Here is a 14,130-nt window from a genome sequence, read left to right on the forward strand (position 1 = left end):
GTGGCGGCTGTCGACTGAGGGAGTTCGTGTCGCGTACGGTCCGACGCATGCCTGCCCGCACGAGATCCGGTGCCGCGAGGTCGTCCTGGGGAGACCGGGCGGCGGTGGCGGTCGCGGTGGTGCTCATCGGGGTGGTGATGTCGGCGGGCCTGTGGCAGGTCATCAGGTTCGCCCGGATCTGGGTGAACGACCCGGGACTCGCCACGGTCTGTCTGGCGATCGGCGCCGTCGTCGTGCTGGGCCCCATGCAGGCACACAGGTGGGTCGCCGCACGCCGGCAGGATCGAGCCGACCGGTTCCGGCGGCTCACGGAACGCCCCGCCCGGCACGACCTCGACGGCTACCGGCAACTGCTGGCCGCGCTGCGCCGACGGTCACCGATCGCGCTCGCGCAACTGAGCAGCCGGCCGGCGCTGATCGACGGGCTGTTCTTCCACGCCCGGCGCGGTGACCTCCGGCGCGAGCTGCAACCCTTCGCCGACCGGCTACGCAAGTGTCCCAACCCGGTGACCCGGGCCCTCGCCAGCTTGCACCCCGACGGCCACGTGTGCGAAGCCGCAGTGTCGGCGATGGTCGAACGACCGCGGCCCGAGTACGTACCGTTCCTCGCCGAGCGGGCCGTCGAGTGGGTCGAGCCGGTGCGCCGGCGGGCCTTGGCCGGACTGCACAGGATGCTCACCGAACAGCCCGCCCGGTACCGGCCGTTGGTGGCGCGGGAACTGTCCCGGTTCGCCGCCCGTCGGCACGGCCCTGCGCTCGCGGCTCTCCTCGATCAGGTGAGCGCCAGCCGGACCGGGTAGCGGCGCAGCCACAGGTTGAGGCCGAGCAGCAGCTCGACCGACCGCCGGCTCATCCCGAACCCGCTCTCCTCCAGCGGGGCGGCCAGCGTCTCGCGGATCCGCGGCGGGTTGATCAGGTCCGCGATCGGTGCCTGCGGGTCGTCGACGACCTCGATCAACGACTGGCGCAACGTCTGTTCGTACACCGGATCCTGCGTCGACGGGTACGGGCTCTTCCGCCGGCGCAGAACCGACTCGGGCAGCAGGTCGGCGACGGCGGCGCGCAGCACGCTCTTCTCCCGGCCGTCGAATGCCTTCATCGACCACGGCGTGTTGTAGACGTACTCCACCAGCCGGTGGTCGCAGTACGGCACCCGGACCTCCAGCCCGTGCGCCATGCTCATCCGATCCTTGCGGTCCAGCAGGATCTGCAGGAATCGGGTCAGGTGCAGATAGGAGATCTCGCGCATCCGGTGCTCGGCCGGCGACTCGTCGGGCAGGTGATCGACCTCGGCCAGTGCCTGCCGATAGGCGGCGTCCCGGTACCCGTCCAGATCCAGCGCGCGCTCCAACTCCGGGGCGAACAGCCCCTGTGCGCTGCCCGGTCGATCCGGCAGCGCGGTCAGCCAGGGGAACCCGTCGGCGTTGACCGCGGTGGGGTCGTGGAACCAGCGGTACCCGCCGAACACCTCGTCCGCCGACTCGCCGGACAACGCGACGGTCGAGTGCTCCCGCACCGCGCGGAAGAGCAGGAACAAGGAGGTGTACAGGTCGCCGAGGCTGGTCGGGATGTCGTTGGCGACCATGACCTCCGTGCGGTACAACGAATCCGTCAAATCGCCGCTGTTCAACACGATGTCGGCGTGCTGGGAGCCGACGTGCTTGGCGACCTCGTGGGCGTAGGGCGTGTCCGGCTCCGGCCGCATCGCGTCCGGGTGGAAGTGCTCAGTCTGCCCGACGAAGTCGACCGCGAACGAGCGCACCGACCCGAGCCCCTGTTCCCGCAACCCGAGAGCGGCGAGCGCGGTGACCGCCGACGAGTCGAGCCCACCGGACAGCAGGGTGCACAGCGGTACATCCGCTATCAACTGCCGACGGATGATGTCTTCCAGCAGGTCTCGCACGGTGTGTACGGTCGTGTCGAGGTCATCCGTATGCGGCCGCGCCGACAGCCCCCAGTAGCGGCGCGTCCGAGTTCCATCCCGGTCAACGACGACAACGTGACCCGGCCGGACCTCGCGCACCCCGCGATAGACGCCGTGCCCCGGCGTTTTCACCAGCGCCAGCAGCTCCCGCAGCCCGTCAAAATCCACCTCGGCCGACACGTCCGGATGGGCCAGAATGCTCTTCGGCTCCGAGGCGAAGAGCACCCCGTCCGGCGTCGGATGGAAGCACAGCGGCTTGACCCCCATGCGGTCCCGGACCAGCAACAGGCGCTGCTGGCGGCCGTCCCACACCCCGAAGGCGTACATGCCGTTGAGCCGTTCGGCGAAATCCTCGCCCCACTCGAGGTAGGCGTGGAGCACGACCTCGGTGTCGGAGTCGGTCCGGAAGTCGTGTCCGAGCGCGCGCAGCTCCGCGCGCAGCTCCCGGTAGTTGTAGACCTCCCCGCTGTAGGTGAGGGCGACGGTCGGCTGCCGGTCCTCTTCGGCGAGCATGGGCTGGACGCCGCCCGCCAGGTCGATCACGGCCAGCCGGCGATGGCCGAAGCCGCAGTGCTGATCGAGCCAAAGCCCTTCGGCATCGGGTCCGCGGAGCGCGGCGGTGGCCGTCATGGCCCGGAGCGCCGACTGCTCATGGACGAGATTCCGGTCATACGCGACCCATCCGACAATTCCGCACATGGTTGGCCCGTACCCGTCCAACGCCGGGCACAATCGCCCGCAACGCCTGGCTTGCCACGCGCGGCATGTCCCCGCGGTTCGCCGCGCCGAGCCAGGGGTAGGCGGCCATGTGGGTGTCTTCCGGGAGGCTCGGCAGGCCCGGCTGCGGCAGCTGGAGGTCACGGCGCTGATCGCCCTGCAGTGCGGGTTGGCTGCCGCGGTGTCGTGGGAGGTGGCACACGGCCTGCTCGGCGTCGCGACGCCTGTGTTCGCGCCCAGCGCGGCCGTCGGCACCATCGTCGCGGCGCTCGGGCAGCGGGCACGGCGCACCGTCGAGCTGCTGGTCGGCGTCGCGATCGGCATTCTCGTCAGTGACGGGCTGTTGCTGCTCATCGGGTACGGGCCGTGGCAGACCGGGCTCGTGGTCGCCTTATCGGTCGGGTTCGCGCTGTTCATGGTGGGGCGCAGCGGGGCGCTCGTCGCCCAGGCCGGCAGCTCCGCGGTGCTCATCGCCACGCTGTCGGCGGCGACGCCCGCGGTACGGTGGCAGCGGATCGAGGAGTCCGTCGTCGGGGCCGTCGTCGGGCTCGTCGTGGTGGCGCTCTTGCTGCCGCTCAACCCGATGCGGGTGCTCGACCGGGCCGCCGCCCCGATCGTCGGGACCCTCGCGGCCGAGCTGGACCGCGTCGCCCGGGCGCTCGACGAGCATGAGCCGGACCTCGCGGTCCAGGCACTGGAGCGGTTGCGGGCCCTCGAGCCAGACCTCGGGCGGATGCACGAGGCGATGAACGGGGCCGAGGAGGTGGTGAGGCTCGCGCCGGCGCGGTGGAAACGCCGCAGCGACGTCGAGCGGTACCGGCACGCGATCGACCACCTGGACCCGATCGTGCTGGAGTGCCGGGAGCTGGCCCGGTGGGCGGCCAACGGCCTGCAACAGGGCGAGCGGGTGCCCGGACCACTCCGGGACGCGGTGGCCGCGGTCGCTGCGACGGTCCGGGCCGCGCGGCGAGCCGGCCCCCGCGGGAGGCAGTTGACCCCGATTCGGGCGGCGGCCTGCGACGTGGCGCGCCTGGCTGGGCGGGCGTCGGAGAGCGGCCTTGGTCAGTTCGGGCAGGGGATGGTGACCCAGCTGCGGACGATCGCTAGCGACCAGATCCGCAGCACGGGCTGCGACGCCGATACCGCCAACCGGATGGTGCTCGAGGCGGCCGAGGCCCGCCGGCGCGAGGCCACGACTCGGCCGGCTGCCGGCGAGTAGGTCGTCCGGACGACAGATGTTCGCGTTGCCGGCCGCTCCCCGGAATCGGAACTTCGGTCGCCCAGCGGTCGCGGGATGTCCGGCGGGAGAACCCAGTCGGCCGGGCGGTGTGGAGGCAGCCGGCCCTGCCTCGTCGCACAACTGTCACACGAATGAGGAGCGCCCGCCATGCCGCGCGGCGAGGATCGCGACAGCGGCTCCGGGCGGAGCCACGCCGTGCAGCAAGACCTGGGGGTGTCGACGTCATGCCGTTGATCGGCGGCCGGTACCGGCTGTGCGACCGATGCCTGTCCAATGGTCCGCAGGAGCGGCCGTCCAGCCATCACGTGGCGCAGCTGCCGCGCGAGGCACTGGCCGAGCACGGTGCCGCCCCGGATCCGGACACGGCCGATGTGAGCGTGCCGACGACGGTGCCGAGAACCGCCCCGTCGCGCCTTCACCGCCGGTACGAACCGGTAGCGACACCACGACCGGTGCCGTGGGCCTTGTCTGCCGGGCGGCGCCGGTGGCGCCCGAACCGCCGGACCGTCGCGACGGTGATCGCCGTGCTCGCCACGGACCGGGCAGACACGGCATGACCCGCGGCCGTTCGCTACGGTTCGACGCGGTCGTCGAGGATCCCCGCGACATGGGGCACCTGGCGCTGTACATCACGATGCTCACCGGCGCGCTGGGTCGGCGGCCGATCCACATGCACGTCGACCTCGCCCGGTGCCCGTCGGTCGACGCGGCCGGCGTCGACCTCCTCGTCGAGCTGCACCGCCGGCTGCGCGACCTCGGCGGACGGCTGACCCTGCTGGGACCGTCGACGCAGATACGGCACCTGGTGCAGCTGTCCGGACCGGATGCCCTGCCCGAGATGGTCGGCGGAGGCGCGCCGGCGCCGGGTGAGCCGTCACGGTAAGCGTCGTACGATCGTCACAATTCCGATGGGCGACCGCCATGCGCTCCGGTGAGCATGACATGCACGGGGCGGATCGCCGTCGTTCGCAGACCGCCCGTGACCGGAAGGGCGGGGCCTCGCATGACGGTGCTGCACACACAGGACGGCACGGATTTCAGCCTGGTGTGCGACTGCTGCGGGCTGGTTGTGGATCATCTCGGCGCCAGTCTGCATTCCTGGACACTGACCTGGAGCCTGTTCAGCCGGCACGGCTGGATCGGTGCACAGACGCCCGGCGGACCGCATGGATGCCCTCGATGCGTACGGGTGGCGGGACGGTCTGCTATCGACGACGAGGAATCAGAACGCATCCAGCCGCCGGACAGCGCCGGCACCGGCCAAGAGGCGTCTGACGGAACCCGGAGTCCGGCCGCCGTCGCGGGCACGCCGGGCAGCGTCGTCATTGTTCTCACACGGTGACCGCGTCAGCGTTGATCCGCTCATGACGCAGCTAACCCGGCCTGTTCTCGGACCGGAATTCGCGGCCCGAATTCATGATCTCACGGAAAGTGAATCTCCAACTACTTCTGGTGAAGAGGTTCGCATGAGTCGGCAGACGGGTCGACCTGGCGGAGGGGACAGGGCCGGACCAGGCGCGCGCGGCAGCCAGCGCTGCATCTCCTGACCCTCTTGGCACTCCAGATCCACTGGCGGCCGGGCTCAGCTCCGCCGAGGACCGCGTCGTCGTCGCGGAGTGGTCGAGGCGGATCCCCCCGATCAGGGCGCGGATACCCGAAGTGCGCATCGGCAAGCGCTGGTACAGCACCGCCTGGTTGATCCCGATCAGCATCGTGGGGCTGGTCATCGGGATCGCGGTGTGCCAGCAGTTGCGCACCTATCCGGCGGTGCAGAGCTGGATCGCCAGTCATCCCGGGACCGGTGACTTCCAGCCGCCGGTCACCACCGGGTTCCCGTTGTGGCTGCGCATCCTGCACTTCCTGAACCTGCTGTTCATGCTGTTCATCATCCGGTCCGGGATACAGATCCTGGCCGACCACCCGCGGCTGCAAACAGACGCCGGGTCCACGCCGGGCCGGGAGCTGCTGCGGCTGCGCGGACCGGTGCCGCCGGACCGGATGGCCCAGGTTCCGCCCGAGCGTGCGTGGACCGCCAAGGACGACGCGGTCACCCTGCCCCGCTGGCTCGGCATCCCGGGGATACGGCACTCGATCGGCCTGGCCCGCTGGTGGCACTTCAGCTGCGATTTCCTCTGGATCCTGACCGGAGTGGTGTTCTACGTCCTGCTCTTCACCACGGGCCAGTGGGCGCGGGTGGTGCCGACGAACTGGAGCGTCATCCCCAACGCGATCTCGACCGCCATCCAGTACGGGTCGCTGCAGTTTCCGGCGAACAAGGGCTGGACGCAGTACAACGGGCTGCAGATCCTTGCCTACTTCGTCGCGGTCTTCATCGCCGCGCCGCTGGCGTTCGTCACCGGCCTGCTGCAGGCGCCCGCCATCGCCGCCAAGTTCGGGCTGGGCTGGGCTGGGGCCGGATCAACCGCCAGACGGCCCGCATCGTCCACTTCAGCTTCATGGTGATCTTTGTCGGGTTCATCTTCGTCCATACCCTCATGGTCTGGATCACCGGACTGCTGGTGAACCTCAATCACATCACCACCGGCCGGAACATCGCCTCTTGAACCGGATGGTGGCTGTACGTCATCTGGATGGCCGTCGTCGCGGCTGCCTGGTGGGCCGCCTCACCGCTCACGCTGCGCTATCCCCGGGTGGTGCAGAAAGCCATCGTCCCATGCGCGCTTCGTCGTGTTCTACTCCTTCGGTGCAGGCGGCGAAGGAGGCCTGTACTACGACGCCCACAAGATCGAACACATGGGCCACGAGCTGACCATTCTCGCCTACGAGATGAACGGCGCGCCGCTCAACGAGCTGCACGGTGCCCCACTGCGGCTGCGAAACGAGCTCGAGCTCGGCTTCAAGCAGGTCACATGGGTCCAGGCCATCGAGTTCGTCGAGAGCTTCGAACATCTCGGCGCGGGACAGAGCGGCTACAACGAGGACCACGAGTTCTATGGGTACCGCATGCCTATCTGAACGGCAGCCGCTAGGGAATGCTCCGGGTGGGACTGTTCGCCAGGCGCTTGGGTAGGGCGTCGTTACAACCAGCACCACGACCGGACGGTGCCGCGAATGGAATCGAACAGGAGCTCCAGCACTCACATCGTGATCGTCGGCGGCGGCTTCGCCGGCGTGGCCTGCGCGAAGGTGCTGGCCGAGGACTCACGGACCCGGGTGACCCTCGTGGACCAGAACGGGTACCACCAGTTCCAGCCGCTCCTCTACCAGGTGGCCACCGCGGAGCTGGCCGGCCGGGACATGGCGTTCGACCACACCGAGGTGTTCCGCGGCCAGGACGCCGTGACTCTGGTGCGGTCGGAGGTGGTCGCCGCCGACGCGGACCAGCGCAGCGTTACCCTCTCCGACGGCGGGACCATCACCGGCGACTACCTCGTGCTGGCCGCCGGGGCGCAGCCGAACTTCTTCCACACTCCCGGCGCCCAGGAGTTCGCGTTTCCGCTCTACAGCCTCACTGATGCGCGCCGCGTCCGCGAGCGGGTGCTGCAGCTGTTCGCCGACGCGTCCGCCAAGCCGGAACTCATCGACGAGGGCGCGCTCAACTTCGTCATCGTGGGCGGAGGGCCCACCGGGGTGGAGATCGCTGGCGCGTTGTCAGAGCTGGTCTATGACGTGATGCCACACCGCTACCCGAACCTCGCAGTGGCCGGCGCGCGGATCATCCTGGTCGACCTCGGCCGGGCCCTGCTCGCCCCGTTCAGCGACGAGTCGCACACATACGCGGCCACGCAGCTCCAGCAGCGCGGGGTCGAGCTCCGGCTCGGCACCGCCGTGACGGAGGTGGCGCGCGACCACGTGTCGCTGCGGGACAAGACCACAATCCCGACCCACCTTGTCATCTGGGGTGGCGGGGAAAGCGCCTCCGCGATCGCGGGCAACGCCGGCATCGGTCAGGGCCGGGGCGGGCGCATCGACGTGCGGCCCGACCTGAGTGTGCCCGGGCATCCGAACGTCTTCGCCGTCGGGGACGTCGCCAACATCCCTCACGGGGACGAGCGGGCCCTGCCCCAGCTGGGCAGCGTCGCCCAGCAGTCAGGCGCCTGGGCGGCGAAGAACATCATCGGCGACATCGGCGGCACGGGCCGGGAATCGTTCCACTACCGCGACAAGGGAATCATGGCGATGATCGGCCGGAAGGCGGCCGTGGCTGAGATCGGCCCGCACCGGCACGAGCTGCACGGCCGGCTCGCCTTCGCCTCCTGGCTGGGCGTGCACGCCGAGCTTCTCGCCAACGCCGGGGCCGAGCTCAGGGCGTTCGTGGCCTGGGCCGAGGAGTTCTACTTCCGGCCGCACCACCGCTCGGCCGAGCTGTTGGACCCGGAACAGGTCGAGCTGCCGAGAATCCACTGGGGACAGTCCCGTTAGGACGGTGCCGGATGACCGGGCAGCGGACCCTGAGCCGGCCGAGCCGGCGGCGTCTCGTGGGAGCTGACACAGCAGAAGCACGCGCCGCTCGGGCCGGTTGAAAGTTGGTGCTTGGACAGAACCTCCTGAGCAGGCCCACATGAAGACCACGCATGACGCAGACGCCCTGGTCATCTTCGGCATCACCGGCGACCTGGCCAAGGTGATGACATTCCAGGCGCTGTACCGGTTGGAGAAGAGAAACCTGCTGAACTGCCCGGTCGTGGGCGTCGCCGTGGACCACTGGAGCGTCGACGACCTGCGCAAGCGGGCCCAGGGCTCGATCGAGGCGACCGAAGGAAAGCTGGACAACGATGTCTTCGACCGGCTCGCGTCGCGCATGTCCTACCTACCCGGCGACTTCTCCGATCCGGACACGTACGACAAGGTGGGCAAAGCGATCAAGGGTATGAACAAGCCGGTGTTCTACCTGGAGATCCCGCCGTTCCTGTTCGGGCCGGCCGTCAAGGGGCTGGGCAAGGCCGACCTGATTCGGGCGGCCGGGTGGTGGTGGAGAAGCCGTTCGGCCACGACCTGGAGTCGGCTCGTGAGCTCGCCGCCGAGCTCCACCAGTACGTCCAGGAGTCGCAGCTGTACCGGATCGACCACTTCCTGGGCAAGCGAGGGCTGGAGGAGGTGCTGGTCCTCCGGTTCGCCAACTACGTCCTGGAGCCGGTGTGGAGCCGCAACTTCCTGTCCCACGTGCAGATCACCCTGGCTGAGAACTTCGGCGTCGAGGACCGGGGACACTTCTACGACAAGGTCGGCGCGCTGCAGGACGTGGTCGTGAACCACCTGCTGCAGCTGACCTCGGCGAGCACGATGGAGGCGCCGGCCGGCGCGGACCGCCGGTGGGCCTACATGAAGTCCGACATCCCGGTGGCCGGCGTCGCCCATCAGGCCGGCACCTGCCGGTTCGGCAACGATCCGGCCAACTCCGTCCTCAACGCCAACTGCCAGACCCACGAGGTCCAGAACCTCTACGTCGTCGACACCAGCTTCTTCCCGAGCATCGGGGCGGTGAACCCGGCACTGGCCGCCATGGCCAACGCGATGCGGGTCGGCGACCACCTGTTGGAGCGCATGGGCGCGGAGGGTGTAGTTCAACGCGTGATGTCCAGGTAGACCTCGACGTCGTAGATGAGCCGAACGGGTTCGCCGTTGGTGGTGCCGACGAAGACCGGTTCAGCGGCGGGAGTGCGGCCGTGGCGCCAGACCTCTTCGCGTGCGGCGTCCCGGGACTCATGGTGCACCTTTCCCGCCTGGTGGAGTTCCAGTACGCGGCGTGCGGTGTTCTTGTCGCTGTCCAGCTGGATCCGCATCAGTGGCATTGGTTCATACCATCCCTTCTGGCCGGGTAGTTAACAACGCAATACCAACTTACCGACGTAAAGTTACCTCAACACCGTACTAGGATCAGGGAGTGGACGCGAACGCATTTGGTGAGCCGTCGGCCGGAGAAAAGAACGGTCGACGTGGTGGAACTGCTGGCGCAGTGTGGCTGCGTCAGGAGCCGGACCGGCCGCGCCGGGCGGCCCCGCTGACCCGTGAGCGCATTGTTGAGGTGGCGGCGGCGCTGCTCGATGAGCGTGGCATCGACGGATTGACGATGCGAAACCTGGCGCAGCGTCTGGCGGTGACCTCGACCGCGCTCTACTGGCACGTGAACACGAAGGACGATGTCCTGGACCTGGCCCTGGACCACATCTTCGGAGAGATGCCGCTCCCGGACGTCGGTGACGACTGGCGTGATGACGTGCGTGCGTTGACGTTCAGGTGGCGCGCGATCATGCTTCGCCATCCCTGGGCTCCGAGTCTGATCGGGAGGCCGATGCTAGGTCCTAACGTTTTGGCGCGCACCGAGTTCCTGCAGTCGGCGCTCGTCCGTGGCGGTTTCACCGGCTTCCAGTTGGCCGCCATAACCCGGTTGCTGGCCAATTATGTGATCGGCGCAGCCATCACCGAAGCCACCTGGCGCCAGGCTGAAGATCCCGAGGCGCGGGCCGAAGCCCGGCGCCAGTTGTTGGCGCATCCCGACGCCTACCCCACCCTCATTGCCTCCGGACACCTTGAAGACGGGCGATGGAACGACGACGACCTCTTCGAACGTGGCATCGACGCCATACTCGCCATCTGACCAGCAGCTGCTTGTGGCGCGTCGGTGCGGAGTCGGCGGCGCGTTCGAGCTCTTCTGCGGCCTCGGCTGCCCGACCCAGACGGCTCAGGATGTCGGCGCGGACGGCGCCCAGCAGGTGGTAGCGGGCCAGGCGCTTGTCGTTCCGGATCGCGTCGATCGCCGCGACGGCCGGCCCGTCCGCGTAGAGCAGCGCGACCGCACGGTTCAGGGCGACGATGGGTGAAGGGGCGACCTGGGCGAGTGCGTCGTACAACGCGACGACCCCGGCCCGGCCGGTCTCGGCGAAGGTCCTCGTGCGGGAGTGATGGGCGGCGATCGCGGCCTGGATGGCGTAGGGCCCGAGCGGCCGCCCGAGCTTGGCTGCGTGGTTGAGCGTCGACGGCCCGTGGGTGATGAGGATGCGGCCAGTACGCACTGATCTGCCGAAGACAACGCGCGTTGGACGAGGCTGGCTATCCTCGCCGGATGGTGGATGATTCGTCTCGGTTCAGCGACGTCACGTGCTCTCTCTGCGGCCGCCACAACCGGTACGTCCGAGTCGTGGCCACCAAGGCAGGACCGATCATCTGCCAGGTATGCGTCGCGAAGCGCGCCGAGATCTTTGATCAGGAGGTCGGGCTGACGCCGCCGGAGGGTGGTTGGGTCCCAACGCTGGCCTTTGAAGAACTGAGCAGGACGGCAGCCGGGTGGTTCAGGCCGAATCGGCGGCCCAAGCTACCGAATAGTCACGACAGCGGCCGTCGACAGCAGATCGCCGCCCCGCTGGGTTCGCTCAACGGTCGAACGGCGGCGATGGCATGCTGCGCCTGCGGGTGGAGGAGGTTTCAGACCTCGATCAACCTGCGCTCTTCAATCATCAGATACGACGTGCAGCGCTGACACTTCGCTCGCACATGTTCGTCGGGGTTCCACCTCAGGCCGTAGATGTAAAAGAAGATCCTTTCAACGGCACCTTTGCAGGTTGGGCAGCCTTTCCTCGTTGCTCGCCCGCTGAGCATGTCCTGTGCCTTGCGCGGAGGTACTTCCATGATTTCGCCATTGGGAATGACGATGAGGTCTTCAACGTTGGTATGGCTGACAATTTTTAATTCTCCGTCGGGGGGCAGGCGTCGGGGATCGTCGGAGACGTTGATGGGAAGCGGGGCGGATGGGTCCATCGCCTCCGTCCTGCCGTGGCCGTCGGATTGCCGCTTTATTGCACGCTTTACTTGCCGCCTCAGGTTCGAGGCGAACCGCGAGCGGATGGAAGCCGTGTCGTGGCTGGTGAATGGGACGGTACCTGCAGCATGGCGGAGTCGGGCAAGCTGCCTGTCCAGTGCCCAGAGTCTCGGCGTCGGGGCGCGAGGACCCTGTGCCGTGGACATGAAGAACAGTGTATTGGTTGACGTTAGGGCGATCATAGACTCGATGTAACTGGTATCCTCCTCGTTGCAAATGATGATCGTTCGCTCGATCATTTGAAGTCGATCAAGGTATAGCACCTCCCGCAGCAGTCCAGAGCCGGTGACCAGGTCCTTGAATGGAGACGAATAGTAGCGCTCCATGCGAGGAAATGCCGCCTCACGGCCCTTCATGGTGGGAAAGTCGTCCTCCTTCGGGGCGATATACAACAGCACGCAGTCGGCTGTGCTGATCTCATGGTGGATGACCCGCTTCCACTCCTCATAGGTGCATTCCACGAAAGTGATGTTGATGGGAGGGGATCCTGTTTCGCGCTGTTCGCAGTAGTCCTGCAAAGTGTTTTTAGCTTCAGTGGTCCCCACGGCGACAAGGCTTCCGAACTTCGCGAGGATGGCGGACAGGGCCACTATCAAATGATGGTCCGGCTCCGAGCGGAACGGCCTAAGATACAGAATCCGCCGGGATCCGGCCATCATTCACCTCCGCATCGCCGGGCGCCGAGGACAGCGGCCGATATTCTTCTACGTCGGGGGCCTGTCGGCGAGGCACTGCCTCTCACTGGTTCTGCTGCGACGGCTCGGCCGCGGCTCGCGCGTTGATGTCCGGGAACGGCTGGGTGGGCATGACGTCGAGGTGTCGCACCCGGGCGAACACCTTGTCGACGGTGTATCCGGATGCGATGCCGAGTGCGATGAGCAGTAGGAACGGTCGGATGCCGGCCAGGGTCATCGCGTCCAGGTCGGGTGAGGTGAGCAGTTGCGACGACAGGTACAACGTGGTCGTCAGAGCCCCGGCGCCGAGACCGCGTACCGCAGACCACAACGGCTCGGGCTGCGGCCGGTTGTCCTTGGTCTCGCGTAGCAGCGCGCCGCCGATCGCAGCCAGAATCGGTCCGGCGAGGAGCGCCGCCAGTGCTGCGGCACGGGGCAGCCCGACCTGCGTCAGCGGAACTGTCGACAACCCAAGCAGTGTGGTTGCTGCGGCGGCCAGAGCGGTGAAGACCCTCCGACGCCCGTGTCGGCGGACTGCGGCCGCTGATGCTGCGAGCGCTGCCTGACGGCGTCGGTGTTGTTCGATCAGACTCGCCGCGAGACGCTCGGCGCGGTCGGCCGACCACGGCCGACCCATCAGCACGATGTCTTCGGCGGTGGCGTCGTTGCGGCTCTTGTCGAGGTAGTTGCGCACCACGGCGGCTCCGCCGCCGAATCCGGCCAGGGCGAAGATCGGGATTCGCTGCGCGATCGCGAGGACACCGGCGATCCGGGTGGACCTGCCGCCGCCGATGACGACCAGCCCGTCGGCCAGGTGGACCGAGCGGTAGTAGGACACTTCCCACTCGTCGGCGGTGTCCGCTTCGATCTCGACCCGGGCGGCCTGCTCCTCGCTGAGATTGAAGTCGACCCGCGCCAGTTGCGGCGTACGCACCACGACCCGGCCCGGCCCGTCGACGCTGACAAAACCGTGCACGACGTCCTTCTCGACGTAATCGTCAGCACTCGAAAAGACCACGAGATCGCACCCCGCGAGGGCCAACGCGCGTCCGACCTGCTGACATGCCTCGGGAAGCTCTTCCACGTCACGCAGCGGGGGTTTGTATACGCGGTCGAGGGAGCCACTGCCTACAACCACGATTGACGGGCGCATCGAACATCCTGGACGGACGGGGTGTCCAATCGTATGGCCGCCAGGGGCTGGAGTCGGATCCACCGAAGGGCCGTACATGCTTGGGCAAGCAGGTCGCAACGGCGGGAGCGGGCGGCGTTTCGGGCGGAGATCCAGTCGCCGAGGCCTGGTAATCCAGCAATCAGGCTCGGTCGTCGGGCCGCGATCTCGCGTGCTTCGGGAACGAGCGCTCGCCGAACCGCCCGGCTGGCTCGACCGCGGACGTCGTCGCAGTGCTATACGACCAACTTCACCTGTGAAGCATCAGCAGCCGCGTAGGTCAGCGTGAACGTCAGCAGTGCATCGCCCGCGCCCCTTGCCACCAACGCTTCACCATTGGGCAGCACGTTCATACCGAATTGCACCTGCACCTGGCTCGGCCGCACAGACAGCGCCGACATCCGCTCGATCGTCCCGTCGATGGATTTCACCACGCCCAGGATCGCCTGCTCGGTGTCCTCGTAGTCGGCGGTGACGCGCGTGCTCGAAATGCGCGCGACCGGCTCCGGTTCGTCGGTCTGCACCAGTACATCGGTCGTGCCAAATCTCATGGTGAGTGCATACGGTCGACCTTCAGCCATAGTTGACGACTCTCGCAGAAGATGTCATCGCTGAACAATCCCCGGA

At 67.8% G+C, this 14,130-nt stretch carries 15 protein-coding genes and 1 pseudogene; 10 read left to right on the forward strand and 6 right to left on the reverse strand.

The window, feature by feature from the left end:
• The first annotated feature begins 47 nt into the window (after positions 1-47).
• Complete coding sequence (locus ABD332_RS48115; RefSeq protein WP_344511736.1) at positions 48-800, forward strand: hypothetical protein; 753 nt, start codon at positions 48-50, stop codon at positions 798-800.
• On the opposite strand, the gene asnB is transcribed toward ABD332_RS48115, so the two are convergent.
• Positions 773-2,623, reverse strand: coding sequence for an asparagine synthase (glutamine-hydrolyzing) (gene asnB, locus ABD332_RS48120; protein ID WP_344511738.1), 1,851 nt, complete (start codon positions 2,621-2,623; stop codon positions 773-775). The genes ABD332_RS48115 and asnB overlap by 28 nt on opposite strands.
• A 109-nt stretch (positions 2,624-2,732) precedes the next feature.
• Between asnB and ABD332_RS48125 the strand changes: the two genes are divergently transcribed.
• From ABD332_RS48125 to ABD332_RS48160, 8 genes and pseudogenes are all read left to right on the forward strand, one after another.
• Positions 2,733-3,860, forward strand: a complete 1,128-nt coding sequence (locus ABD332_RS48125) for an FUSC family protein (protein WP_344511740.1) — start codon at positions 2,733-2,735, stop codon at positions 3,858-3,860.
• A gap of 574 nt (positions 3,861-4,434) precedes the next feature.
• The gene (locus ABD332_RS48130; RefSeq protein ID WP_344511742.1) at positions 4,435-4,764 is read left to right on the forward strand and encodes an STAS domain-containing protein; all 330 of its coding nucleotides are present in this window, start codon (positions 4,435-4,437) and stop codon (positions 4,762-4,764) included.
• Positions 4,765-4,884: 120 nt separating this feature from the next.
• Entirely contained in the window at positions 4,885-5,223 is a 339-nt protein-coding gene (locus ABD332_RS48135; RefSeq protein WP_344511744.1) for a hypothetical protein, read from the forward strand.
• Positions 5,224-5,540: 317 nt separating this feature from the next.
• A complete protein-coding gene (locus ABD332_RS48140) occupies positions 5,541-6,344 on the forward strand; it encodes a hypothetical protein (protein WP_344511746.1) in 804 nt (267 codons plus the stop codon).
• Positions 6,345-6,524: 180 nt separating this feature from the next.
• Entirely contained in the window at positions 6,525-6,857 is a 333-nt protein-coding gene (locus ABD332_RS48145; protein ID WP_344511862.1) for a molybdopterin-dependent oxidoreductase, read from the forward strand.
• Positions 6,858-6,953: 96 nt separating this feature from the next.
• Entirely contained in the window at positions 6,954-8,264 is a 1,311-nt protein-coding gene (locus ABD332_RS48150; protein WP_344511748.1) for an NAD(P)/FAD-dependent oxidoreductase, read from the forward strand.
• A gap of 205 nt (positions 8,265-8,469) precedes the next feature.
• Positions 8,470-9,089 (forward strand): annotated as a pseudogene (locus ABD332_RS48155) (glucose-6-phosphate dehydrogenase); the annotation flags it as partial.
• Positions 9,090-9,428 carry a GMC oxidoreductase gene (locus ABD332_RS48160; protein WP_344511864.1) on the forward strand — a complete coding sequence of 113 codons (339 nt, stop codon included), beginning with the start codon at positions 9,090-9,092 and terminating at the stop codon, positions 9,426-9,428.
• On the opposite strand, the gene ABD332_RS48165 is transcribed toward ABD332_RS48160, so the two are convergent.
• Positions 9,407-9,625 (reverse strand): hypothetical protein, encoded by a 219-nt coding sequence (locus tag ABD332_RS48165; protein ID WP_344511750.1) that lies wholly within the window; start codon positions 9,623-9,625, stop codon positions 9,407-9,409. The two genes, ABD332_RS48160 and ABD332_RS48165, sit on opposite strands and share 22 nt — an antisense overlap.
• A 101-nt stretch (positions 9,626-9,726) precedes the next feature.
• On the opposite strand from ABD332_RS48165, the gene ABD332_RS48170 reads away from it, so the two are divergent.
• Complete coding sequence (locus ABD332_RS48170; protein WP_344511752.1) at positions 9,727-10,440, forward strand: TetR/AcrR family transcriptional regulator C-terminal domain-containing protein; 714 nt, start codon at positions 9,727-9,729, stop codon at positions 10,438-10,440.
• On the opposite strand, the gene ABD332_RS48175 is transcribed toward ABD332_RS48170, so the two are convergent.
• The 4 genes from ABD332_RS48175 to ABD332_RS48190 all read right to left on the reverse strand — a co-directional run bounded on the left by ABD332_RS48175 (position 10,355) and on the right by ABD332_RS48190 (position 14,054).
• The gene (locus tag ABD332_RS48175; RefSeq protein ID WP_344511754.1) at positions 10,355-10,855 is read right to left on the reverse strand and encodes an RNA polymerase sigma factor; all 501 of its coding nucleotides are present in this window, start codon (positions 10,853-10,855) and stop codon (positions 10,355-10,357) included. The genes ABD332_RS48170 and ABD332_RS48175 overlap by 86 nt on opposite strands.
• A gap of 409 nt (positions 10,856-11,264) precedes the next feature.
• Positions 11,265-12,248 carry a hypothetical protein gene (locus ABD332_RS48180; RefSeq protein ID WP_344511756.1) on the reverse strand — a complete coding sequence of 328 codons (984 nt, stop codon included), beginning with the start codon at positions 12,246-12,248 and terminating at the stop codon, positions 11,265-11,267.
• A 148-nt stretch (positions 12,249-12,396) separates the two neighbouring features.
• Positions 12,397-13,416 (reverse strand): hypothetical protein, encoded by a 1,020-nt coding sequence (locus ABD332_RS48185; protein WP_344511758.1) that lies wholly within the window; start codon positions 13,414-13,416, stop codon positions 12,397-12,399.
• Between the two features lie 323 nt (positions 13,417-13,739).
• Positions 13,740-14,054, reverse strand: a complete 315-nt coding sequence (locus ABD332_RS48190) for a CU044_2847 family protein (protein ID WP_344511760.1) — start codon at positions 14,052-14,054, stop codon at positions 13,740-13,742.
• Positions 14,055-14,130 lie beyond the last annotated feature (76 nt).

It is taken from the genome of Dactylosporangium maewongense, from assembly GCF_039531485.1.
Lineage (GTDB): Bacteria > Actinomycetota > Actinomycetes > Mycobacteriales > Micromonosporaceae > Dactylosporangium > Dactylosporangium maewongense.

Bases quoted from the DNA above. Each gene is read 5' to 3' on its own strand.
- ABD332_RS48115 (WP_344511736.1), top strand. From the start codon at position 48: ATGCCTGCCCGCACGAGATCCGGTGCCGCGAGGTCGTCCTGGGGAGAC.
- asnB (WP_344511738.1), bottom strand. From the start codon at position 2,623: ATGTGCGGAATTGTCGGATGGGTCGCGTATGACCGGAATCTCGTCCAT.
- ABD332_RS48130 (WP_344511742.1), top strand. From the start codon at position 4,435: ATGACCCGCGGCCGTTCGCTACGGTTCGACGCGGTCGTCGAGGATCCC.
- ABD332_RS48135 (WP_344511744.1), top strand. From the start codon at position 4,885: ATGACGGTGCTGCACACACAGGACGGCACGGATTTCAGCCTGGTGTGC.
- ABD332_RS48150 (WP_344511748.1), top strand. From the start codon at position 6,954: ATGGAATCGAACAGGAGCTCCAGCACTCACATCGTGATCGTCGGCGGC.
- ABD332_RS48165 (WP_344511750.1), bottom strand. From the start codon at position 9,625: ATGCGGATCCAGCTGGACAGCGACAAGAACACCGCACGCCGCGTACTG.
- ABD332_RS48190 (WP_344511760.1), bottom strand. From the start codon at position 14,054: ATGAGATTTGGCACGACCGATGTACTGGTGCAGACCGACGAACCGGAG.